Annotated in this window: 19 protein-coding genes and 1 riboswitch; of the genes, 12 read left to right on the forward strand and 7 right to left on the reverse strand. The window is 71.0% G+C overall.

Features of this window, described 5'->3' with window-relative positions; translation table 11 throughout:
• Nucleotides 1–13: 13 nt before the first annotated feature.
• Nucleotides 14–1,264, reverse strand: coding sequence for a serine hydroxymethyltransferase (glyA, locus tag ACQPY0_RS08400; protein WP_432986597.1), 1,251 nt, complete (start codon nucleotides 1,262–1,264; stop codon nucleotides 14–16).
• A 20-nt stretch (nucleotides 1,265–1,284) separates the two neighbouring features.
• Nucleotides 1,285–1,372, reverse strand: a riboswitch (ZMP/ZTP riboswitch).
• 25 nt (nucleotides 1,373–1,397) lie between these two features.
• The gene (ilvD, locus tag ACQPY0_RS08405; RefSeq protein WP_432986599.1) at nucleotides 1,398–3,251 is read right to left on the reverse strand and encodes a dihydroxy-acid dehydratase; all 1,854 of its coding nucleotides are present in this window, start codon (nucleotides 3,249–3,251) and stop codon (nucleotides 1,398–1,400) included.
• Between the two features lie 216 nt (nucleotides 3,252–3,467).
• On the opposite strand from ilvD, the gene ACQPY0_RS08410 reads away from it, so the two are divergent.
• Genes ACQPY0_RS08410 through ilvC form a run of 3 tightly spaced genes read left to right on the forward strand, consistent with a single transcriptional unit; the run spans nucleotide 3,468 to nucleotide 6,896 of the window.
• Complete coding sequence (locus tag ACQPY0_RS08410) at nucleotides 3,468–5,300, forward strand: acetolactate synthase large subunit (protein ID WP_432986601.1); 1,833 nt, start codon at nucleotides 3,468–3,470, stop codon at nucleotides 5,298–5,300.
• 15 nt (nucleotides 5,301–5,315) lie between these two features.
• Nucleotides 5,316–5,834, forward strand: a complete 519-nt coding sequence (ilvN, locus tag ACQPY0_RS08415; protein WP_344613581.1) for an acetolactate synthase small subunit — start codon at nucleotides 5,316–5,318, stop codon at nucleotides 5,832–5,834.
• Between the two features lie 48 nt (nucleotides 5,835–5,882).
• Complete coding sequence (ilvC, locus tag ACQPY0_RS08420) at nucleotides 5,883–6,896, forward strand: ketol-acid reductoisomerase (protein ID WP_432986603.1); 1,014 nt, start codon at nucleotides 5,883–5,885, stop codon at nucleotides 6,894–6,896.
• Nucleotides 6,897–7,046: 150 nt separating this feature from the next.
• Here ilvC and ACQPY0_RS08425 read toward each other — a convergent pair whose 3' ends face one another.
• Nucleotides 7,047–7,478: a TipAS antibiotic-recognition domain-containing protein gene (locus ACQPY0_RS08425; RefSeq protein ID WP_432986605.1), complete on the reverse strand. Its 432-nt coding sequence runs from the start codon at nucleotides 7,476–7,478 to the stop codon at nucleotides 7,047–7,049.
• Between the two features lie 244 nt (nucleotides 7,479–7,722).
• On the opposite strand from ACQPY0_RS08425, the gene ACQPY0_RS08430 reads away from it, so the two are divergent.
• The 4 genes from ACQPY0_RS08430 to ACQPY0_RS08445 all read left to right on the forward strand — a co-directional run bounded on the left by ACQPY0_RS08430 (nucleotide 7,723) and on the right by ACQPY0_RS08445 (nucleotide 13,332).
• Nucleotides 7,723–8,865 (forward strand): serine hydrolase domain-containing protein, encoded by a 1,143-nt coding sequence (locus tag ACQPY0_RS08430; RefSeq protein ID WP_432986606.1) that lies wholly within the window; start codon nucleotides 7,723–7,725, stop codon nucleotides 8,863–8,865.
• Between the two features lie 411 nt (nucleotides 8,866–9,276).
• Nucleotides 9,277–10,887, forward strand: a complete 1,611-nt coding sequence (gene serA, locus ACQPY0_RS08435; protein WP_432986608.1) for a phosphoglycerate dehydrogenase — start codon at nucleotides 9,277–9,279, stop codon at nucleotides 10,885–10,887.
• 172 nt (nucleotides 10,888–11,059) lie between these two features.
• Nucleotides 11,060–12,088 (forward strand): 3-isopropylmalate dehydrogenase, encoded by a 1,029-nt coding sequence (locus tag ACQPY0_RS08440; RefSeq protein ID WP_432986610.1) that lies wholly within the window; start codon nucleotides 11,060–11,062, stop codon nucleotides 12,086–12,088.
• A 146-nt stretch (nucleotides 12,089–12,234) separates the two neighbouring features.
• A complete protein-coding gene (locus ACQPY0_RS08445) occupies nucleotides 12,235–13,332 on the forward strand; it encodes a branched-chain amino acid aminotransferase (protein WP_432986612.1) in 1,098 nt (365 codons plus the stop codon).
• Between the two features lie 303 nt (nucleotides 13,333–13,635).
• Here the strand turns inward: ACQPY0_RS08445 and ACQPY0_RS08450 are convergent, their stop codons facing one another.
• Both ACQPY0_RS08450 and ACQPY0_RS08455 read right to left on the reverse strand, forming a co-directional pair.
• Nucleotides 13,636–13,905: a hypothetical protein gene (locus ACQPY0_RS08450; protein WP_432986614.1), complete on the reverse strand. Its 270-nt coding sequence runs from the start codon at nucleotides 13,903–13,905 to the stop codon at nucleotides 13,636–13,638.
• Between the two features lie 172 nt (nucleotides 13,906–14,077).
• Nucleotides 14,078–14,608: a carboxymuconolactone decarboxylase family protein gene (locus ACQPY0_RS08455; RefSeq protein ID WP_432986616.1), complete on the reverse strand. Its 531-nt coding sequence runs from the start codon at nucleotides 14,606–14,608 to the stop codon at nucleotides 14,078–14,080.
• Between the two features lie 358 nt (nucleotides 14,609–14,966).
• On the opposite strand from ACQPY0_RS08455, the gene cimA reads away from it, so the two are divergent.
• On the forward strand, nucleotides 14,967–16,568 hold the full coding sequence (gene cimA / locus ACQPY0_RS08460; protein ID WP_432986618.1) for a citramalate synthase: 1,602 nt from the start codon (nucleotides 14,967–14,969) through the stop codon (nucleotides 16,566–16,568).
• Between the two features lie 139 nt (nucleotides 16,569–16,707).
• Here cimA and ACQPY0_RS08465 read toward each other — a convergent pair whose 3' ends face one another.
• Together ACQPY0_RS08465 and ACQPY0_RS08470 are read right to left on the reverse strand one after the other, a co-directional pair.
• Complete coding sequence (locus tag ACQPY0_RS08465; RefSeq protein ID WP_432986620.1) at nucleotides 16,708–17,196, reverse strand: hypothetical protein; 489 nt, start codon at nucleotides 17,194–17,196, stop codon at nucleotides 16,708–16,710.
• A gap of 141 nt (nucleotides 17,197–17,337) precedes the next feature.
• A complete protein-coding gene (locus tag ACQPY0_RS08470) occupies nucleotides 17,338–18,357 on the reverse strand; it encodes an endonuclease/exonuclease/phosphatase family protein (protein ID WP_432986622.1) in 1,020 nt (339 codons plus the stop codon).
• An 819-nt stretch (nucleotides 18,358–19,176) separates the two neighbouring features.
• On the opposite strand from ACQPY0_RS08470, the gene ACQPY0_RS08475 reads away from it, so the two are divergent.
• From ACQPY0_RS08475 to ACQPY0_RS08490, 4 genes are read left to right on the forward strand one after another with little or no spacing between them, the layout of a single operon-like run.
• Nucleotides 19,177–19,971, forward strand: coding sequence for a prolipoprotein diacylglyceryl transferase (locus ACQPY0_RS08475; RefSeq protein ID WP_432986624.1), 795 nt, complete (start codon nucleotides 19,177–19,179; stop codon nucleotides 19,969–19,971).
• Nucleotides 19,968–20,351, forward strand: coding sequence for a hypothetical protein (locus tag ACQPY0_RS08480; protein WP_432986625.1), 384 nt, complete (start codon nucleotides 19,968–19,970; stop codon nucleotides 20,349–20,351). The genes ACQPY0_RS08475 and ACQPY0_RS08480 overlap by 4 nt, the downstream gene beginning before the upstream one ends.
• Nucleotides 20,348–21,940: a radical SAM protein gene (locus ACQPY0_RS08485; protein ID WP_432986627.1), complete on the forward strand. Its 1,593-nt coding sequence runs from the start codon at nucleotides 20,348–20,350 to the stop codon at nucleotides 21,938–21,940. Before ACQPY0_RS08480 ends, ACQPY0_RS08485 begins: the two co-directional genes overlap by 4 nt.
• Nucleotides 21,937–22,371 carry a hypothetical protein gene (locus ACQPY0_RS08490; RefSeq protein ID WP_432986629.1) on the forward strand — a complete coding sequence of 145 codons (435 nt, stop codon included), beginning with the start codon at nucleotides 21,937–21,939 and terminating at the stop codon, nucleotides 22,369–22,371. The genes ACQPY0_RS08485 and ACQPY0_RS08490 overlap by 4 nt, the downstream gene beginning before the upstream one ends.
• Nucleotides 22,372–22,556: the final 185 nt, after the last annotated feature.

The raw sequence follows: 22,556 nt of genomic DNA on the forward strand, positions 1-22,556 counted from the left end.
CGCGTCGGACAGGTCAGTGGCGGCCGGGCATCGGGTACGTCGACAGCAGTTCGCGGACCTCGCCCGCGATCGTCGTCAGGGCCGGCTCGTCGTCCTTCAGGGCCGCGTCCACCGCGCGGCTGATCCAGGATGCCACCTGCGGCATCTGCGACTCGGTCAGGCCGCGGGTGGTCAGGGCCGCCGTGCCGAGGCGGACGCCCGACGGGTCGAAGGGCTTGCGGGTGTCGTACGGCACGGTGTTGTAGTTCGTCTCGATGCCCGCCCGGTCCAGGGCGCGGGCCGCCGGCTTGCCGCCGATGCCCTTGCCGGTGAGGTCCAGCAGGATCAGGTGGTTGTCGGTGCCGCCGGAGACCAGGTCGAAGCCGTGCTCCAGCAGGGCCGTGGCCAGGGACTTGGCGTTGGCGACGATCTGGTGGGCGTACACCTTGAAATCGGGCTTCGAGGCCTCCCCCAGCGCGACCGCGATGCCGGCGGTGGTGTGGTTGTGCGGGCCGCCCTGCAGGCCGGGGAAGACGGCCTTGTCGATGGCCTTGGCGTGTCGCTCGTCGCACATGAGCATCGCGCCGCGGGGGCCGCGGAGGGTCTTGTGGGTCGTGGTGGAGATGACCTCGGCGTGGCCGACCGGCGAGGGGTGGGCGCCGCCGGCGATCAGGCCGGCGATGTGGGCGATGTCGGCGACCAGCACCGCGCCGGCCTCGCGGGCGATCTCGGCGAAGCGGGGGAAGTCGATGGTCCGGGGGATCGCGGTCCCGCCGGCGAAGATCAGCCGGGGGCGCTCACGCAGGGCGATGTCGCGGACCTCGTCGAAGTCGATCCGCCCGTCCTCCTTGCGCACGGTGTACTGCACCGCCCGGAACCACGCCCCGGTCGCCGACACCGACCAGCCGTGGGTCAGGTGGCCGCCCATCGGCAGCGCCATGCCCATGACGGTGTCGCCCGGCTTGGCCAGGGCCATGTACACGGCGAGGTTCGCCGGCGAGCCCGAGTACGGCTGGACGTTGGCGTGCTCGACACCGAAGACGGCCTTCGCGCGGGCGATGGCCAGCTCCTCGATCGGGTCGATGAAGCGCTGGCCCTCGTAGTACCGCTTGCCGGGGTAGCCCTCGGAGTACTTGTTGGTGAGGACGGAGCCGGTGGCCGCAAGGACCGCCCGGGAGACGTAGTTCTCCGAGGCGATCATCCGCAGGGTGTCGTGCTGGCGTTCGGTCTCGCCCTGGACGAGGGCGGCGACCTCGGGGTCCGCGGCGGACAGGGGAGCGTGCATGGGCAGCCTCCTGACGACGAACGCGGCACCCAGGCGCGCGGTGCGGCGGTCTACGGAAGCTCCCCGGTGGTCGGTTCCACCTTGCATGCGCCAGTCGCAGTGACCCCGCAATCGTAGTGGAACCGACCCGGCTCTAGGGGACCCGGCGGTAGGCGCCGTCGCTGGCCGAGGTGGCCATCGACGCGTACGCCCGCAGCGCCGCCGACACCGGGCGCTCCCGGTCCAGCGGGGTGTACGGCCGCTCCCGTTTCTCCTGCGCGATCTTGCGCGCGGCGAGCTCCTCGTCGCCGACCACGAGCTGCAGGGAGCGCTTCGGGATGTCGATGTCGATCCGGTCGCCGTCCTCGACCAGCGCGATGAGGCCGCCGCCGGCCGCCTCGGGGCTGATGTGGCCGATCGACAGGCCCGACGTGCCGCCGGAGAAGCGCCCGTCCGTGATCAGCGCGCAGGCCCGGCCGAGGCCACGGCCCTTGAGGAAGCTCGTCGGGTAGAGCATCTCCTGCATCCCGGGGCCGCCCTTGGGCCCCTCGTAGCGGATGACCAGGACGTCGCCTGCGACGACCTGCTTGGCGAGGATCCCGTCGACCGCGGCCTCCTGGGACTCGAAGACCCGCGCCCGGCCGGAGAAGGTCAGGTTCTCCTCGGGCACGCCCGCGGTCTTCACCACGCAGCCGTCGGGCGCGAGGTTGCCGAAGAGGATCGCGAGGCCGCCGTCGGCGGTGTACGCGTGCTCCACGCTGCGGATGCATCCGCCCGCGGCGTCGGTGTCCAGCGAGCTCCACCGGTTCTGCGTGGAGAACGGCTCGGTCGTGCGAACCCCGCCGGGTGCGGCGTGGAACAGCTCCAGAGCCTCCTGGGACGGCGAGGCCGCGCGGATGTCCCACTGCTCGACCCACTCCCGGAACGTGGGAGCGTGAACCGACCAGACCGACTCGTCCAGCAGGCCGGCCCGGGACAACTCACCGAGGATCGCCGGAATCCCGCCGGCGCGGTGGACGTCCTCCATGTGGTACTTCTGCGTGTTCGGCGCCACCTTGGCCAGGCACGGCACCTGGCGCGAGATCGCGTCGATGTCGGCCACGGAGAAGTCCAGCTCCGCCTCGCGGGCGGCGGCCAGCAGGTGCAGGACGGTGTTGGTGGAGCCGCCCATCGCGACGTCCAGCGCCACCGCGTTGGCGAACGCCGGGCGGGAGGCGATCGCGCGGGGCAGCACGGAGGCGTCGTCGTCGAAGTAGTACCGCTTGGCGAGCTCGACGATCAGCGACCCGGCCCGCTCGAACAGGCCGCGGCGGGCGGCGTGCGTGGCCAGGGCCGAGCCGTTGCCGGGCAGGGCCAGGCCGATCGCCTCGGTCAGGCAGTTCATGGAGTTGGCGGTGAACATGCCCGAGCACGAGCCGCACGTCGGGCAGGCGGAGCGCTCGATCTGGCCGAGCTGCTCGTCCGTGACGGCCTCGTTGGCGGAGGCGATCATCGCGTCGATGAGGTCGAGCTTGGCGTCCTTGTCGTGGACGACGCCCTCGATGGCGATGGTCTTGCCGGCTTCCATGGGGCCGCCGGAGACGAAGACGGTGGGGATGTTCAGGCGGAGGGCGGCGAGCAGCATGCCGGGCGTGATCTTGTCGCAGTTGGAGATGCACACGAGGGCGTCGGCGCAGTGGGCCTGCACCATGTACTCGACGGCGTCGGCGATGAGCTCGCGGCTGGGCAGCGAGTAGAGCATCCCGCCGTGGCCCATGGCGATGCCGTCGTCGACGGCGATGGTGTTGAACTCCTTGGCGACCCCTCCGGCCTCGGCGACCGCGTCGGCGACGATCATCCCGAGGTTGCGCAGGTGGACATGGCCCGGCACGAACTGCGTGAAACTGTTGGCGATGGCGACAATCGGCTTGCCGAAGTCGGAGTCGGTCATGCCGGTCGCGCGCCACAGGGCGCGGGCGCCGGCCATGTTGCGACCAGAAGTGGAAGTCTTGGACCGCAGCTCGGGCATACCTGCGAGTCTGACACGTTCCGCATCCTGGGATAGGTTGACTCAGGCCATGAGATGCGCCAGAGTGGGCACATGTCGTCGAGGTCGCTCCGAGTACTTATCATCTAGCGCGCCGACGCCTGCCGTCAGCGCGCTAGCCCCCCGTGCCGAGCACGTGGGGTTTTTTCATGTCCGGAGTATTTGCCTAGACACCTTCGAGCGAAAGTGCGAACAGCGATGACGAGACCCACGCCAGAAGTCCTCGCCCACCGGGGGCACCCTGCGCCGCCCGCCGCGCCGGCCACCGACAAGAAGACGCAGCCGGAGCTGCTCACCGGGGCGCAGGTACTCGTCCGCTCGCTCGAGGCGCTCGGCGCCGACGTCGTCTTCGGCATTCCCGGTGGTGCGATCCTCCCGGCGTACGACCCGCTGTTCGACTCCGAGAACGTCCGGCACATCCTGGTCCGCCACGAGCAGGGCGCCGGCCACGCCGCGACCGGCTACGCGCAGGCCACCGGCAAGGTCGGCGTCTGCATGGCCACCTCCGGACCGGGCGCGACGAACCTGGTCACCCCGATCGCCGACGCCTACATGGACTCGGTCCCCATCGTCGCCATCACCGGCCAGGTCGCGTCGCAGTACATCGGCACGGACGCCTTCCAGGAGGCGGACATCGCCGGCATCACGCTGCCGATCACCAAGCACAACTACCTGGTGAAGTCCGGCGAGGAGCTGCCCCGGGTGCTCGCCGAGGCGTTCCACCTCGCCAGCACCGGCCGCCCCGGCCCGGTCCTGGTCGACATCCCCAAGGACGTGCTGCAGAAGCAGACCACGTTCAAGTGGCCGCCGACGCTGGAGCTGCCCGGGTACCACCCGACGCTGCACCCGCACGGCAAGCAGATCCGCGAGGCCGCCCGCCTCATCGCCGGGGCCAAGCGCCCGGTGCTCTACGTCGGCGGCGGCGTCATCAAGGCCCACGCCTCCGCGGCACTGCTCAAGCTCGCCGAGCTCACCGGCGCCCCGGTCGTCACGACGCTGATGGCCCGCGGCGCGTTCCCCGACTCCCACCCGCAGCACATGGGCATGCCCGGCATGCACGGCACCGTCGGCGCCGTCTACACGCTGCAGAAGTCGGACCTGCTCATCACCCTCGGCGCCCGCTTCGACGACCGGGTCACCGGCGAGCTGTCGACGTTCGCGCCGAACGCGGCGGTCATCCACGCCGACATCGACCCGGCCGAGATCGGCAAGAACCGCACCGCGGACGTGCCGATCGTCGGCGACGCCAAGCACGTGATCGAGGAGCTCATCGCCGCCGTCTCGGCCGAGCACGCGGCGGGGCGCAAGCCGTCACTCAAGGACTGGTGGGCGACGCTGGACGACATCCGCGGCCGCTACCCGCTGGGCTACGAGGAGCCGTCCGACGGGACGCTGTCGCCGCAGTACGTCATCGAGCGCATCGGCAAGATCGTCGGTCCGGAAGCCATCTACGCCGCCGGCGTCGGGCAGCACCAGATGTGGGCGGCGCAGTTCATCCAGTACGAGAACCCGGCCACCTGGCTCAACTCGGGGGGCCTGGGCACGATGGGCTACGCGGTCCCGGCCGCGATGGGCGCCAAGGTCGGCATGCCGGACAAGACGGTGTGGGCGATCGACGGCGACGGCTGCTTCCAGATGACCAACCAGGAGCTGGCCACCTGCGCGCTGGAGGGCATCCCGATCAAGGTCGCCGTCATCAACAACGGCAACCTGGGTATGGTCCGGCAGTGGCAGACGCTGTTCTACGACCAGCGGTACTCCAACACCGAGCTCGGCACCCACAAGCACCGCATCCCGGACTTCGTGAAGCTCGCCGACGCCCTGGGCTGCGTCGGCCTGCGCTGCGAGACCAAGCGTGACGTCGACGCCACGATCGAGGCCGCGATGAAGGTCACCGACCAGCCGGTCGTCATCGACTTCGTGGTCGGCAAGGATGCGATGGTGTGGCCGATGGTCGCCGCCGGCACCAGCAACGACGAGATCATGTTCGCGCGGGGGGTCCGCCCCGCGTTCGACCAGGACGACGTGTAGGAGACGCAGCAAACCATGGCCAAGCACACGCTCTCCGTCCTGGTGGAGAACAAGCCCGGCATACTGGCCCGCGTCGCCGGCCTCTTCGCCCGGCGCGGCTTCAACATCGACTCCCTGGCCGTCGGCGAGACCGAGCACCCCGAGGTCTCCCGGATGACGATCGTGGTCAACGCGGACGAATCACCGCTGGAACAGGTCACCAAGCAGCTGAACAAGCTCGTGCAGGTCCTGAAGATCGTCGAACTCGACACCACCGCCAGCGTGCAGCGCGAGCTGCTGCTGGTGAAGGTGCGCGCGGAACGCCCGGTGCGCTCGCAGGTCCTCGAGACCGTGAACCTGTTCCGGGCCCGCGTGGTCGACGTCGCCGCCGACGCCCTCACCATCGAGGCGACCGGCACGTCGGAAAAGCTGGACGCGCTGCTTCGTGACCTGGAGCCGTTCGGTATCAAGGAAATGGTCCAGTCCGGCGTCGTGGCCATCGGCCGCGGTTCGCGCTCCATCACGACCGGTCCGGCGCTCCGCGCCGCCTCATAAGGGCGCTTCGCGCCGCATCCCTGAACACTTTGTGAAAGGAAACTCAAAATGCCCGCCGAGGTGTTTTACGACGACGACGCCGACCTGTCGTTGATCCAGGGCCGCAAGGTCGCGGTGCTGGGCTACGGCAGCCAGGGTCACGCCCACGCGCTGAGCCTGCGCGACTCCGGCGTCGACGTGCGCATCGGCCTGCTCGAGGGGTCCAAGAGCCGTGCCAAGGCCGAGGAGCAGGGCCTGCGCGTCCTCACCCCGGCCGAGGCCAGCGCCGAGGCGGACGTCATCATGATCCTCGCGCCGGACACCGCGCAGCGCTCGCTCTACGCCGAGCACGTGGCCCCGAACCTGACCGCCGGCAAGGCGCTCTTCTTCGGCCACGGCCTCAACATCCGCTTCGGCCTGATCGAGCCGCCGGCCGACGTGGACGTGGCGATGGTCGCCCCGAAGGGTCCGGGCCACCTGGTCCGCCGCCAGTTCGTCGACGGCAAGGGCGTGCCCTGCCTGGTCGCCGTCGAGCAGGACGCCACCGGCAACGCGCTGCAGCTGGCCCTGGCCTACGCGGCCGGCATCGGCGGCACCCGCGCCGGCGTGATCAAGACGACGTTCAAGGAAGAGACCGAGACGGACCTCTTCGGCGAGCAGGCCGTCCTCTGCGGCGGCGCGTCGGCCCTGGTCCAGACCGGTTTCGAGGTCCTCACCGAGGCGGGCTACGCCCCGGAGATCGCCTACTTCGAGTGCCTGCACGAGCTCAAGCTGATCGTGGACCTGATGTACGAGGGCGGCATCGCCCGCATGCGCTACAGCGTCTCCGACACCGCCGAGTACGGCGACTACACCCGCGGCCCGCGCGTCATCGACGCACGGGTCAAGGAGGAGATGAAGCGCATCCTGGCCGAGATCCAGTCGGGCGAGTTCGCCCGCGAGCTGATCGCCGAGGACGACGCGGGCCGCCCGAACTTCACCAAGTACCGCGAGCAGGGTGCCAACCACCCGATCGAGGAGACCGGCAAGCAGCTGCGCTCGATGATGAGCTGGGTCGACCGCCCGATCACCGAGACGGCCTGAGCGAGCAAGGGACCCCTCCCGCTCGGGAGGGGTCCCGCTTTTTTCATGGCTCGGGTCCGCGTCACTGACGGACCGCCGCTCCCGCCAGACACCGTTCGGCCGTGGCCGGCCTCTCTGCCAGGTCCGCGTGGCCAAGGGCGGAAACCCGCCTCAGCCCTGACGGTCGGCGTTGGCGTGAATCGCGTCCCGGACGTACTGCGCCAGTCCCGGATGCTCGGTGTCGTAGTTCGCGGTGAACCGCGGATCGGCGACGTACATGTCCCCGAGCCCCCGGTGCGCCTCGAACGGGCAGTCGTAGAACCACCGGCTGATGTGCTGCCGGTGCGCCTCGGCCAGGTCCATGGCCCGCGCGTCGCCGGCCGGAATCCCCTGGTCGAACGCGTCCGCGAAGCCGGCCTGGTTCTGCGCCGCCTCGCCCTTGATCCGCTCCCAGTCCGCCTTGGTGTACTTCGCGGTCCGTCGCTGCGTCTGTTTGTAGGCCTCGGTGCTGCCCCACCGCTGCTCGGCCTCCCCGGCATACTGATCGGGATCGAAGTCCCCGAACAGCTCCCGCTTCTCCTCGGGCGTCAGATTCGTCGTCATGCCCACAAGCCTGGACTCTCCAGCCACTGGAGAGTCAACGCCTTTCGCCCCGCGTCGGCGCTCGCCAAACCCGTTCTGCGGATGTCCGGCTGGTTCTGACGCCGCCACGTCGATGCTGATCGACAACTCCCAACGGCACCCCCGCGTCCTGTGCCGCGCCACCACGGACAACCCCACCCTTTGTCATGATTTATCCGATTTATCGATGTAACTCGGCATGCGACCGCGCTGCTACGGTGATTCCGTGAGCGCGCTCCGTACGGTCCTCGAGCCCTATGTCCGAAGCGGCGAGATCCCCGGCGCCGTGGCCCTGATCGACCGGAAGGGCCGCCTCGAGACGGCGGTCGTCGGCGACGCGATCCTGGGCGAGCGCGTGATGACCGAGAACGCGATCTTCCGTATCGCCTCGGCGACGAAGCCGATCACGGCCGCCACGCTGATGACCCTGGTCGACGCGGGCACGATCCGCCTCGACGACCCGATCGCCGACTGGCTGCCGGAGCTGGCCGAGCCGCGGGTGGCCCGCGCCCCGGACGCCGGCGCCGCGGACGTCGTCCCCGCGGCCCGCTCGATCACGGTGCACGACCTGCTGACGTCGACCGTCGGCTGGGGCTTCTCGTCCGACTTCACCCTGCCCGCCGTCCAGGCCCTGTTCCCGGTCCAGCAGGACGGCCGCGACGTGCAGGCGTTCCCGCCGCGCGACGAGTGGCTGGCCCAGCTGGCCCGCGTCCCGATGCTGTACCAGCCGGGCGAGGCCTGGTTGTACGACACCAGCTCAACCTTGCAGGGCGCCCTCATCGAACGGGTGACGGGCCGCCCCCTCGGCGAGGTCATGGCGGAGCGCGTGTTCGAGCCCCTGGCGATGACCGACGCCACCTTCCGCGTCCCCGCGTCCGAGCGCCACCGCCTCACCGCCTACTACCGCTCGAGCGACGACGGCCTGGAGCTCGCCGACGGCCCCGACGGACAGTGGAGCTCGCCCCCGGCGTTTCAGCTCGGCAACGGCGGGTTGGCGATGACCGCCCCGGACTGGGCCGCGTTCGGGCGGATGCTGCTCGCCGGCGGCGTGGCGCCGGGCGGGCGGCGCATCCTGTCCGAGGCGGCGGTACGCGCGATGACCACGGACCAGACCACCCCGGCGCAGCGGGCGCCCGCCGGGCTGTTCCTGGAGCCCGGACAGGGCTGGGGCTACGGCGGCTCGGTCGACCTCTCCGCGTCCGCGCCCGGGCTCGTCCCGGGCCGGTACCGCTGGGTCGGCGGCACCGGGACATCCGCGTACGTGACGCCGTCGTCGGGCACCGTAGCCGTACTCTTCACCCAGGCCGGTGCCCCGGCCCCGATCACGCCCTCGTGGATCCGCGACTTCTGGCGATACACGGCGAGCTGACGTCCCCGAACATCCACCCGAGGACGGCCCCGGCGGGCAGGGAGTCCCGCACCGGGGCCGGCCGTCTCCGACGCGGCTCAGGAACGTCGGCTCGTGGTCGACGGCGTAGTCGTGGTGGTCCTGCGCCTCGTATCCGTGGAGACGCTCCTCGATGCGCTCGATCGCCTCGTGGATGTTTTTTCGTCCGACTCGAAACCCGCGTGCTCATGACCCGCCTCGTAGCCTTGGCCCGCGCGCGGGCGCGTGTGATCGCGCTCACGTCTTCGGGCCCCGGGACCCATGGATCGACGGGCCTACCATCGCCTGAAGAGGCCGACCGCCCGGCCCCGTCGCGTTTCCCCCAGTGCGAGGCGGGCAATGTCGCGTGCCCCGCAATCGACGCCAACCGAAGCCTGGAAGTCGAGGACGCCGATGACCCTCCCTCCTGACCGCCCGGTGGTGCTCATCGCCGAGGAGCTGGCCCCGTCCGCTCTCGAGGTGCTCGCCGACGACTACGAGGTCCGTCACATCGACGGCACGGACCGCTCCGCCCTGCTGGCCGCGCTCGCCGACGCCAGCGCCGTGATCGTGCGCAGCGCGACCCGCATCGACGCCGACGCGGTCGCCGCGGCGCCCCGGCTCAGGGTCGTCGCCCGCGCGGGCGTCGGCCTCGACAACGTCGACGTGCCGGCCGCGACCGCGCGCGGCGTCATGGTCGTCAACGCGCCGACGTCCAACATCGTCTCGGCGGCCGAGCAGGCCGTCGCGCTGCTGCTCGCCGTCGCCCGCAACACCGCCGCCGCGTCCGCCGCGCTCAAGGCGGGGGAGTGGAAGCGTTCGAAGTACACCGGCGTGGAGATCTCCGGCAAGACCGTCGGGGTCGTCGGCCTGGGCCGCATCGGCGTCCTGTTCGCCCAGCGGATGGCGGTCTTCGGCGTGCGCCTGGTCGCCTACGACCCCTACATCCAGCCCGCGCGGGCGGCCTCACTGGGAGTACGGCTGCTGGGTTTGGACGAACTGCTGCGGGAAAGCGACTTCATCTCGATCCACCTGCCCAAGACGCCCGAGACCGTCGGGCTGATCGGCGTTCGTGAGCTCGGCATCGTCAAGCCGGGCGTGCGGATCGTCAACGCGGCGCGGGGCGGGCTGATCGACGAGCAGGCCCTCGCCGACGCGATCGCCGACGGGCGGGTCGCCGGGGCGGGCATCGACGTGTTCGCGAAGGAGCCGTGCGTCGCCTCGCCGCTGTTCTCCTTCGACAGCGTCGTCGCCACGCCGCACCTGGGCGCCTCGACGGTCGAGGCGCAGGACAAGGCCGGGCTCGCGGTCGCCCGCAGCGTGAAGCTGGCCCTCGACGGCGAGTTCGTGCCGGACGCGGTCAACGTGCAGGCCGGTGGCGTGGTCGCCGAGGAAGTACGCCCGCTGCTGCCCCTCGCCGAGAAGCTCGGCGCCGTGTTCACCGCGGTCGCCGGCGGCGTGGCCTCGTCCGTGACGGTCGAGGTGCACGGCCAGGTGGCCAAGCACGATGTGTCGGTGCTGAAGCTGGCCGCCACGAAGGGCCTGTTCGGCAGCGTGGTCGCGGAGCAGGTCACCTATGTGAACGCGCCACATCTGGCGGCCGACCGCGGGGTCGAGGTGGCCCTCGCGGTCTTCACCGACTCATCCGAGCAGCCCAACCTGGTGACCGTGCGTGGAGCGCTGCCGGACGGGCGGGTAGCCTCGGTGTCCGGCACGTATGTCGCGGGCCCGCGCGAGGCGCTGAAGCTGACCGAGATCGACGGCTTCAGCCTCGAGCTGGCTGCGGAGGGCGTGCTGCTGTTCTTCCGCTACGCTGACCGCCCCGGCGTGGTGGGCACGGTGGGGTCGATACTGGGTTCCGCGGGGGTCAACATCGGCGCCATGCAGGTCGCCCGGCGCGAGGCCGGCGGGGAGGCGCTCATGACGCTGACCGTCGACCAGGCGGTGGCGGCGGACCTGCTCGGCGAGGCCCAGCAGGCCATCGGCGCGACCGCGGCGAGCACGGCGGACCTGTCCGCCGACTAGGGACTTTCCTCCGACGAGGGCGGGGAGCGTGGCGGCGCTCCCCGCCCTCATTCCTGCGTCCCGCGCCCCGCTCGCCGGGCCGGATTCGCCGGTGTGGTCCCATTGACCGGGACGCGCGTCCACGGAATAGGACGGCGGCGTACCGTTGACGGGTCTACGAAAGGGGCGTGTGGTGGCGAAGATCGCGGTTGTGGCCGGTGACGGCATCGGCACCGAGGTGGTGGCGCAGGCGCTGAAGGTGCTGCGTGTGGTCCTGCCCGGCGTCGAGACGACCGACTACGACCTGGGCGCCGCCCGGTACAACCGCACCGGCGAAGTCCTGCCCGACAGTGTTCTGGAGGAACTGCGCGGCCAGGACGCGATCCTGCTCGGCGCCGTCGGCGACCCGAGCGTCCCGCCGGGCGTGCTCGAGCGCGGCCTGCTGCTGAAGCTGCGGTTCGACTTCGACCAATACGTCAACCTTCGCCCCTCCCGCCTCTGGCCGGGCACCACCAGCCCGCTGGCCGGGGTGAAGCCGGGCGAGATCGACCTCGTCGTCGTCCGCGAGGGCACCGAGGGCCTCTACGTCGGCGCCGGCGGCAACCTGCATCCGGGCACCGCCGCCGAGGTCGCCACCGAGGAGAGCCTCAACACGCGCCACGGCGTCGAGCGGGTCATCCGCGACGCGTTCGCCCGGGCCGCGAAGCGCCCCCGCCGCAAGGTCACCCTGGTCCACAAGACCAACGTGCTCACCCACGCCGGCGGCCTGTGGGCACGGACCTTCAACGCGGTCAAGGCCGAGTTCCCGGACATCGAGACCGAATACCAGCACGTCGACGCCGCGGCCATGTTCCTGGTGACCAACCCGCAGCGCTACGACGTCGTCGTCACCGACAACCTCTTCGGTGACATCCTCACCGACATCGCCGCCGCGGTCACCGGCGGCATCGGCCTCGCCGCCAGCGGTTCGATCAACCCCGAGCGCGCGTTCCCGTCCATGTTCGAGCCCGTGCACGGCTCGGCCCCGGACATCGCGGGCAAGGGCGTCGCCGACCCGTCGGCCGCCGTGCTCTCCACCGCGCTGCTGCTGGACCACCTCGGCCACCCGGAGGCGGCGGCGCGCGTCACCGAGGCGGTCGGCAACGAGGTGTCCGCGCGCACGCCGGGCTCCGCGCTGTCCACCGACGCGATCGGTGACCGCCTCGCCGCGGCCGTCGCGTAACGATCTGTTCGGGCGTCGCCGGCGGTGTCGGCGACGCCACGGAATCGAAGCTCCGCGCGCTAGCTGCGATTGAACGTCCGTTCGGGTAAGTTTGCGGCACGGCACGCGGCGTGAGTGTGCCGCCGCAACCATTTGTGGAGGCATGCATGAACGGCGGTGAAACGCTCGATTTCGAGATTCGTCCGAACCTGCAGCCCGTAGCCGCCGCGGAGCGGTCCGCGCTGATGGCCAACCCGGGGTTCGGGCGGATCTTCACCGACCACATGGTCACGGTGCGCTATGCCGAGGGCAAGGGCTGGTATGACGCCCGCGTCGAGGCGCGCGCCCCGATCCCCATGGACCCGGCGACCGCGGTGCTGCACTATGCGCAGGAGATCTTCGAGGGCCTCAAGGCGTACCGGGCGGCCGACGGCGGCGTGACCATGTTCCGCCCCGACGCCAACGCGGCCCGGTTCCGCGCCTCGGCGGACCGGCTGGCGATGGCCCCGGTGCCGGAGCGGCTCTTCCTGGACTGCCTGGAGGCGCTCATCCGGGCCGACCGGGACTGGGTGCCCGACGACGCGGAGGGCAGCCTCTACCTGCGGCCCTTCCAATACGCCAGCGAGGTCTTCCTGGGCGTCAAGCCGTCCTCGGAGTACCTCTTCGTCGTCATCGCCTCGCCGGTCGGCAGCTACTTCAAGGGCGGCGTCCAGCCGGTCAGCGTCTGGGTGTCCCGGGACTACACCCGCGCGGCCCGCGGCGGCACCGGCGCGGCCAAGTGCGGCGGCAACTACGCCGCGAGCCTCGTCGCCCAGGCCGAGGCCATGCAGCACGGCTGCGACCAGGTCGTGTTCCTCGACGCGACCGAGTTCAAATACGTCGAGGAGCTCGGCGGCATGAACGTCTTCTTCGTCTTCGACGACGACTCGATCGCGACCCCGCCGCTGTCCGGCTCGATCCTGCCGGGCATCACCCGCGAGTCCGTCCTGCGGCTGGCGGCCGAACGGGGGCACGCGGTGCGCGAGGAGCCGTACCCGTTCGACCAGTGGCGCGACGACGCGCGCAGCGGCCGGCTGCGGGAGGCGTTCGCCTGCGGGACGGCGGCCGTGATCACCCCGATCGGGACCGTGCGCGACGCCGAGGCGGAGTTCACCATCGGCGACGGGGCGGCCGGGGCCGTGACGATGGGGCTGCGGGAGCAGCTCGTCTCGATCCAGCGCGGGACGGCACCGGACCCGTATGGCTGGGTGCATCGCGTTTTGTAACGATTCGTTTACGGGCGGCGTCCGGTCTCGTGCCGGGCGCCGCTTTTCGTTTTCCGGGCATTTCGGTTGGCGGGGTGGTTGCCGCTTATGTCGGGTGCGCTCTGCGCCGAGACATAAGTGGATCGACCGGCCATGGGCGCCCTGCACGTCGTGGCCTATTGGCGACCGTTCCGCATTGCCTGACTTGCCGGTTTCGCGAGGGAAAGATTTGTCGCCCGCCAGGCGAGGAATCGGACAGGAGCGGGCCGGCAGGTGCCGCGGCGCCCGGGCGTTTCCTGGGCCGGGACGCGAGGAGCCCGGGGTTCAGGCCGACCAGCGGCCGAGGTTCGAGTTGCGCCCCGCGCCCGGGCGCAGGACACGCGGCGACGGCCGGTCGTACGCCAGCTGCAGCGCCTCCTCGGCCAGCTGCGCGTCCGCGCAGGGCCAGAACGCCTTGCACTCGCAGAAGTTGTCGGTCCGTGGCCGGTGCGCGTCGTGCAGGGCCCGCGCCACGCGCCACAGCATCGGGTCGGCGCAGCCGAGCGGGGGATCGACCGGGGGCTCCTCCGGCTCGCGCGGAACTCCGTCGATCATGCTGTACTCCCAATCCGGCCCGTCGATGTTGATCGCAACGGTAGCCGTCGGGGATACGGGTACGCAGACACCCTGTGCGCAACTTGCACGGGGGGAGTACGGGCGGAAAAGCCCGAAAAATGCGTACGGGTGCCGGAGCCGCCACTCCGACACCCGTACAAGAGGAAAGCTCCTAGTCGAGAGCCGCCTCTGCATCGAGGGTTACCGCCAACGCGTGAACTACCGCGGCGACGCGCAACACCTCGTCGACCACTTCGCGGGACACCCCTGCACCGCGAAGTGATCTTTCGTGCGATTCCAGGCACACCCCGCACCCGGTGATCGCGGATACTGCCACTGACCACGCCTCGACGTCGGCGGCGCCGACCCCGGGCGTGGAGGAGACCTGGCGGCGCAGGCGCGCGGGCAGGTCCTGATACGCCTCATCACCGATCAGGTGCTTGGCGCGGAAGTAGACGTTGTGGATCGCCATCCGCGACGCGACCGCCTTCGCGGCCTCGGCCGCCTCCGGCTTGAGGTGCTCGCCCGCCTCGGCGGCGATGGCGCGGATCACCAGCGGGCTGCGGGTCGTCATCGCGCACGCCAGCGCGGCGCCCCACAGCTGCTGCTCGTCCAGCAGGTCCGTGGCGAACACGGAGTCGAGGTTCAGCCGCAGATCCCGCGCATACGGCGGGAGCGCCGCCTGCAACGTCTCGATGGACACGAACCTCACCCCCCTACCAACGGTGATCGACACCCCGCCCGGGGCGTCGCTCCTGGACTGGCTCCAACCTTGACCGACGCTCGTTACAAGGACGTGACGAACAGGGTGAATCGTGAAGCAGATCACCCTGTTTCTCAAAATCCGGAATCACGTGCCACGGCGGGCCCGAGCGTGGCAAGCTACCGAACGTGACTCGGCTCATTATTGGCCCCTAGCGTGCCCGGCACTCCTCCGCCGGACGCGCAGACCTCTCGCATTTCGCGAGGGGTCTTTTTGTTGGGCCAGGAGCCTGAGCAAGCCGAAGGCCCCTGATCCGCCGAGCCTGAAGGCCCCCCATTCCCGCCAAAGGAGCACAACCATGCAGGTGTACGACACGACGCTGCGCGATGGGGCCCAGCGTGAGGCGATCAGCTACTCGGTGGTCGACAAGCTCGCCGTCGCGCGGCTGCTCGACGAGTTCGGCGTCGGCTTCATCGAGGGCGGCTGGCCGGGGGCGATGCCGAAGGACACCGAGTTCTTCCGCAGAGCGCGCACCGAACTCGACCTCAAGCACGCGGTGTTCGTCGCGTTCGGGGCGACCCGCAAGGCCGGCGTACGCGTCCAGGACGACCCGCAGGTCCGCGCCCTGCTCGACGCCGAGACCCCCGCCGTCACGCTGGTCGCCAAGTCCGACCTGCGCCACGTCGAGCGGGCATTGCGCACCACGGCCGAGGAGAACCTGGCCATGGTGCGCGAGACGGTGGAGTACTTCGTCGCCGAGGGCCGCCGCGTCTTCCTCGACTGCGAGCACTTCTTCGACGGGTACCGCTTCGACCCCGGCTACACCGCCAGCGTCGCCGCCGCCGCCCTTGCCGCCGGCGCCGAGGCCGCCGTCATGTGCGACACCAACGGCGGCATGCTGCCGTCGCTGATCAGCCGCACGATCGCCGAGGTCAAGGACCGCCTGGCCGTCGCGCTCGGGATCAGCGCCGAGGAAGCGGTGGCCCGGCTGGGCATCCACTGCCAGAACGACACATCCTGCGCCGTGGCCAACACCGTGGCCGCGGTCGAGGCCGGCGTGCCGCACTTCCAGTGCACCGCCAACGGCTACGGCGAGCGCCCCGGCAACGCCGACCTGTTCGCCGTCGTCGGCAACCTCCAGCTCAAGCTCGGCATACCCGTCCTACCGGAGGGGTGCATCGAGCAGATGGTGCGCGTCGCACACTCCATCGCCGAGATCGCCAACATCGCACCCGACACCCACCAGGCTTACGTCGGGTCGTCAGCGTTCGCTCACAAGGCGGGCCTGCACGCGAGCGCGATCAAAGTGGATCCCGTGCTGTACAACCACATCGACCCGGTCGTCGTGGGCAACGACATGCGGATCCTAGTCACCGAGATGGCCGGCCGGGCCAGCATCGAGCTCAAGGCGCGCGAGCTCGGCGTCGACCTGGCCGGCAACCCCGAGGCCCTGTCCCGGGTCACCAACCGGGTCAAGGACCTGGAGGCCCGCGGCTGGTCGTTCGAGGCCGCCGACGCGTCCTTCGAGCTGCTCGCCCGAGCGGAACTGGCCGAGGGGGCGCTGCCGAAGCCGTTCGCGCTCGAGTCGTACCGCGTGCTGGTCGAGCACCGCGAGGACGGCGCCGTCGTCTCCGAGGCGACCGTGAAGGTCCGCGTCCGCGGCGAGCGCGTCATCGCCACCGCCGAGGGCAACGGGCCCGTCAACGCCCTCGACGAGGCGCTGCGGGTGGCGCTGACGCGGCACTATCCGCAGTTGGGGCGGTTCCAGCTCGCCGACTACAAGGTGCGCATCCTGGAGGGCAGCCACGGCACCGGCGCGGTCACCCGGGTCCTCGTCGAGACGCACGCGACCGGGGACGACTGGACGACCGTCGGGGTCCACGAGAATGTGGTCGAGGCCAGCTGGCAGGCGCTCGTCGACGCGCTCAGCTACGGACTGTCGAGCTCCGTGCGCGTCTGATCCTGGCTCTTGGCCCCGCGGACCTGGCAGAGAGGCCGGCCACGGCCGAACGGTGTCTGGCGGGAGCAGCGGCCCGCAGGTGACGCGGACCCGAGCCGTAAAAAGCGGAAGGGCCGGGGAAAACCCCGGCCCTTCCCTTCTATGGGCATTTGTTCTGTCTGTACGCGTTCAGCGCCGCCGGGTCCGGCTCGAAGTGCCAGGCCCCGTTCTGGTACTTCGCCGTGCTCGCCCCGGCCCGGCTGGCGCCGCCACCGGCCGGCATGTGCGTCCACTTGACCGTCGCCGTCGAGGCGTCGACCGACGTCACGCCCGTCACCTGGTACTCGCCCTGCTGCGCCGTGCACGTCGACACCAGGTCGATGTAGGCGTCCTTGCCGATCGCCGCCTTCGCGTTGTCCGTCCACAGGTCGTAGGCTCCGGCCCAGTCGCCCTCCGACAGGTTGTCGAACACCTGCTCGGCCATCACCTGCGCCGACTGCGCGTCCGTCGGCTGCGCGGTCACCACCGCCGTCGGCCGGTCGGACGAGGTATGCGAGCCGTCACCCTGCTTGTCCGAACAGGCGGCCGCCGTGCCCAGGACCAGCGGCACGGCGAAGGCGACCGCGAGGCCGCGAAACGTTCGTGTCACCCATCTGCTCCAACGTGTTCCCGTTCGGGCGGGGGCCCGATCCGTACGTGAAGGTACTCCCGGCCAACGAACCGCGTGTAGGCGGAGGTACGCCCTCGGTACCTTCGGCCGTCCGAGTCCGCCCCTTACGCCGGGTTCCCCTTACGCCGCCCCCCTGGGCAGGACCAGTTCCGCGTACACCGCCTTGTGGTCGCTGTCCGGAACACGATGCACCGACACCTTCCGCACCCCCACCCGCCGATCCGCCACCACGTGGTCCAGGACGACGCCCGGAATGAACCAGCGTTCGTCGTACGGCCACGACGCCTGCAACCCCGCCCCCGCGACGTCCGCCGCGTCCCGGTACCCCGTATTCAGCAGCGCCCGGAACTTCTCGTGGTCCAGCGTCGCGTTGAAGTCCCCGATCAGCAGGTTCACCGCCCCGTCCGGCGTCGCGGCCGGCTCCTGCACGATGTCGTGCTCCCAGCACCCGCTGCCGTGCGCGGTCGCCGGCGCGCACGGATGCACCGACTCCACCCGCACGTCGCCCGCCCCCGGCACCCGCACCCCCGCCTGCGCCTGGCCGAAGTCCGACGGGAACTGGCGATACCCGAGGTCCGTCACCGGGAACCGGCTGTACACCGCCGACCCCGTCACGCCCGGGCGCGGGTACGACACCGAGTTCGGCAGCAACTCGTCCAGCCCCGCCGTGCGCAGCGCCGCCTTCGCCTCCGGCGTGTACTCCTGCAGCGTCACCAGATCCACACCCAGCGACCGCACCAGCCCGACGATCGTAGCCGTGTCCGCGCCCCCCATCAGCATGTTCACGCTGAGCACCCGCAACCCGGGCCCATTGGCCGGCTCCGGATCGCTGTCGGCGATCCACCGCGGCAGCACACACGCCGCCAGCGCCACGGTCGCCACCGCCGTGACCACCGCAGGCCACAGCCGCTTGGTGAGCAACGCCACGCCGAGCGGCACGAACGAGGCCATCGCGACGTACGGCGTGAACGCGATCAACTGCACCGCCGGAAACCCGGTGTCGAGCCCGAACACGCGCAACGCCGCCCACAGCACGAACGGAACCGCCATCAGCCAGACCACGACACTCCACCACCGCCGGCGCCGGGGCTTGACCGGCTGGTCCGGCAACAACGGCAGAGGGTCCTCCGTGGTGACCATCCCGCTAGGGTAGGACAGCCCCGCAACCCGCCGCCGGACCCGCACAGTCTCTTCGCCGCGCGGCCACATTCCCTTCGTCTTCCTCACACTCCGCCACCAACCTGGTGCCTCGCGTCCTCGCGTCCTTGCGCGTTCTCGCGTTCTCGCGTCCTTGCGCGTTCTCGCGTTCTCGCGTCCTTGCGCGTTCTCGCGTCCTCGCGCGTCCTCGCGTCCTTGCGCGTCCTCGCATCCTTGCGCGCCCTGACGCGCCCTCACGCCCGCGCGCGTTCACGCCTCCTGGCGCGTTCCCCGCGCGCCTGCGCGTCCTCGCACCTGCGCCGTGCGTCTTCACTTGCCTTCGCGCCTGTGTCTTCTTTCTCCCCCGCCCCTACCTTGCCCTCCCTACCCTCGCCCGCGCGTCCGCGCCTGCGCCGCGTTTGTGTCCTCGCACCCGCACCCGCATCCGCGCCCTCGCTCGCGCCCGCGCGTCCGCGGCGCGGTTGTGTCCGCACCTTGTCCCGCACCGCGCCCGCGCGTCTGCGGCGATCTTGTTCCTGCACCCTGTCCCGCACCGTGCCCGCGCGTCCGCGTCGCGCTTGCGTCCGCACCTCGTCCCGCACCGCGCATGTGCCCCGCGCCAGCGCACCCGCGCACTCTCCCTCGCTTCCGCGCCCGCGTGTCCACACCGTGCTTGCGCCCTTGCTTCCGCGCCCGCACGTCGAGTTTTGCGTGCGTCTGCCGCGTCCGCGCGCTGGCGTGTCGCGGGCCGTGCGCTCGTCGTGTCCGCGCCCGCGCGGAAGACCCGCACGGCGCGGCGATGTGCCAGTAGGCTCGGCAGCCATGCACCCGGTGATCACGCGGATCGGGCCGGTGGCGATCTTGTCCCACGACGTGTTCGTGGCGCTCGGTGTCGGGGTCGCCACCCTGGTGCTGCTGTGGGAGATCCGCCGGCGCCGCGCCCAAGACGAGCGCCTCTGGTACGTCCTGGCCGGCGCCCTCGTCGGCGGCGCGATCATGGCGCGGCTGGGCACCTGGGCGCAGCACCTCGACCCGCGGGACAACGCCACGCTGCTGGAGCAGTGGGCGTACGGCAACCGCAGCATCCTCTCCGGGCTCCTCGGCGCCTACCTGGGCGCCCTGATCGGCAAGCGGATCGGCGGGTATCCGCACAAGACCGGCAACCTGTTCGCCCCGGCTGTGGCCGCGGGCATGGTCGTCGGCCGGGTCGGCTGCCTGCTGGCGGAGCCCCCGGGCACTCCCACGAGCCTGCCGTGGGGCATCCGGCTCGACGAGGCGCACGCCGCGGCCATGCACGTCCCGGCAGACGTGCCGCTGCACCCGTCGTTCGCGTACGAGATCCTGTTCCACCTCGCCGCGTTCGCCGCCCTGCTCGCGCTGCGCGGGCGCGTCACCGCGCCCGGGCGCCTCTTCACGTACTACCTCGCCGCCTATGCCGCATTTCGGTTCGGCGTCGAGTTCGTGCGCGGCAACGAGGTCGTATGGGCCGGCCTGACCCGTTCCCAGCTGTTCCTGCTGGCGCTGCTGCCCCTCACCGTGACCCGCCTGGCGTGGCGTCGCACGCGCGGAGGCGCCCGCGACCGTACGGTACCGAATGAAATGGAGGTGCCGACGTGAGCTTTCCCCCGCAGCACGACTGGACCGTGCCCCCGCCCCCACCCGGTCCGGAGCGGCCGATCCGCACGAAGCGCGTCTTCGCCGGCATCGGCATTGTCTTCGCCGCCCAGGTCGTGTCTGTCCTGATCGGCGTCGCCGCGGTCGCCGTCGGCAGCTCCAGCGCCAACTCCGACAACGCCCTGCTCGGCCTCTACCTCGAGATCCTGCTCCAGGCGGCGCTGTTCGCCGCGTGCCTCACCCTCGGCATCGTGTGGATCGTGCGCAAGGACCGCGGTCTCGGTCTCGGCCTGCTCATCGGCTGGGGCGCCAGCGTTCTCGTCTGCCCCGTCGTCGGCATCGGGGTGTGCCTCGCTCTCGTCAACCAGGGGGGATCGTCATGACCACCGGAATGCCGCTACGGGGCGACCGCATCCATCGCTACGTCAACGCGTTCTGCCCGTCCTGCGCCGTCGATGACCCCGACCGTCCACTGGAGACGGTCCAGCGCCTGTCGGGCTGGCTCGCCGAGCGTGACGGGCGGATCTGGCTCGAGCGGGGCTGCCCGGCCCACGGGCTGGTGCGCACGCTCTACGACGAGGAGCCGGAGATCCTGCGGTACCTGGAGCAGTGGACCGCCCCCACGAAGACCCACGTCCCCGATCTGGCCGGCAACTTCGCCCCGGTCCCGTCGGCGTACCTGGCCGGCCTGCCGGAGATGCAGACCCAGCACACCTGCATCCTGCTGGCCGACCTCACCGACAGCTGCAACCTGCGCTGCCCGACGTGCTTCACCGACTCCTCGCCGGCGATCGAGGGCGCTGTGCCCCTGGCCGACGTCCTCGCCGGAGTCGACACCAAGCTCGCCCGCGAGAACGGCCGTATCGACGTGCTGATGCTCTCCGGAGGCGAGCCCACCCTGTACCCGTGGCTGGAGCAACTCCTCGACGAGGTCTCCGCGCGCAACGTCGTGCGGGTCCTCGTCAACTCCAACGGCGTGCGCATCGCGCGCGACGACGCGCTGCTGGACCTCCTCACGCGGCACCGGGAGCGGGTCGAGGTCTACCTGCAGTACGACGGCGTGTCCGAGCGCGCCGCCCGCCACCACCGCGGCGCCGACCTACGCCGCCTCAAGGACCAGGCCGTCGACCGTCTCTCCGCGCGCGGCATCTTCACCACGCTCACCATGACCTGCGCCCTGGGCGTCAACGACGACGAGATCGGCGCGGTGGTCAAGCGCGCCCTGGACACCCCGTACGTCGGGGGCGTCTCCCTGCAGCCCCAGTTCGGCTCCGGCCGTTCGGGCCCGATCGACCCGATGAACCGCCTCACCCACACCGGCGTCCTCGCGCGCCTGGGCCCGCAGACCGGCGACCTGGTCACGTGGCGCGACCTCACCGCCCTGCCCTGCTCCCACCCGCACTGCTGCTCGGTCGGCTACATGCTGCGCGACGACGCGGGCCGCTGGCAGTCGATGACCGCCCTCATCGGCCACGACCGCCTCCTGTCCTTCCTGGACTTGGCGCCCGACCTGGTCGCCAACCGCATCGCCGACGTCCAGCTGCCCGCCGCCCTGCGCACCGCCGTCAAGGACTCCCTGCTGGGCCTGCTGTCCGAGCAGTCGTCGCTGTCCCACCCGGACGTGGGCTCCCTGTGGCGCGACATCTGCGAAAACTGCGACCTGGGCATCTCGACCCTCACGACCCTGGTGTCGTCCTCGCTCCCGGGCGGCCGGAACCGGCTGCGCAAGATGCTGGGCGAGCGCGTCAAGCGCATCACCGTCAAGCCCTTCATGGACCTGCACACGATGATCGAGGAGCGCCTGCTGCAGTGCTGTGTCCACGTGGCCACCCGCCGCGAGGACGATCATCAATGCGCGCCGTTCTGCGCGGTCCAGGCCTGGCCGGCGCTCTCGGCCCAGCGCCTGCCGCGCGCGACCCGAACGCTGCTGCCCCTTTCCCCACGTGCCGCGACATCGGAGGCGACCCGATGACCGCGCCCCAGCCCTCCGCGTCCGCGCCGCACACGTCCCCCACGTCCGTGCCGCATCCGCCGGCCACGTCCCCCACGTCCGCGCCGCATCCGCCGGCCACAGCGGCCGTGTCCGTGCCGCATCCGACCGCCGCGTCCGCGCGGCTCACGTCCCCCACGTCCGCCGCGTCCGTGCCTTCCGCACCCCCGTACGACCCGCTCCGTCTCTGTGTCTACGCCACGATCGCGGCCCTGGCCTGGCTCCTGGGCCCGGTCGCGGTGCTCGGCTTCGCACTGCTGGGCTTCGCCGGCTACGTCCGCGCCCGCCGCCGTGGCCTGACCCGTTCCAAGTGCATCCTGCGCGACACCCGCCTCGTCCTGGCCTACCTGGGCGCCTTGGCACTGGCGGGAATCGCAGCGATCACCTGGCAGCTCTACCACCTCTTCACCTGACCACGCTTCCACGAGGTTCCCCCACCGCGCATGCGCGTCCGCGCGTCACGAAACACGGGCCGTCTTGTCGGCTTACCTCGTGTCCCCACGTTCTCGTGTCCCCACGTCCTCGTGTCCGCGCGTCGTCGCGCCCGCGTCCGTGCGCCGGCCCCGGCCAGGCGCATCGCGAAACGCGGGCCGTCCCG

It is taken from the genome of Dactylosporangium sp. CA-233914, assembly GCF_050942935.1.
Classification (GTDB): Bacteria; Actinomycetota; Actinomycetes; order Mycobacteriales; family Micromonosporaceae; genus Dactylosporangium.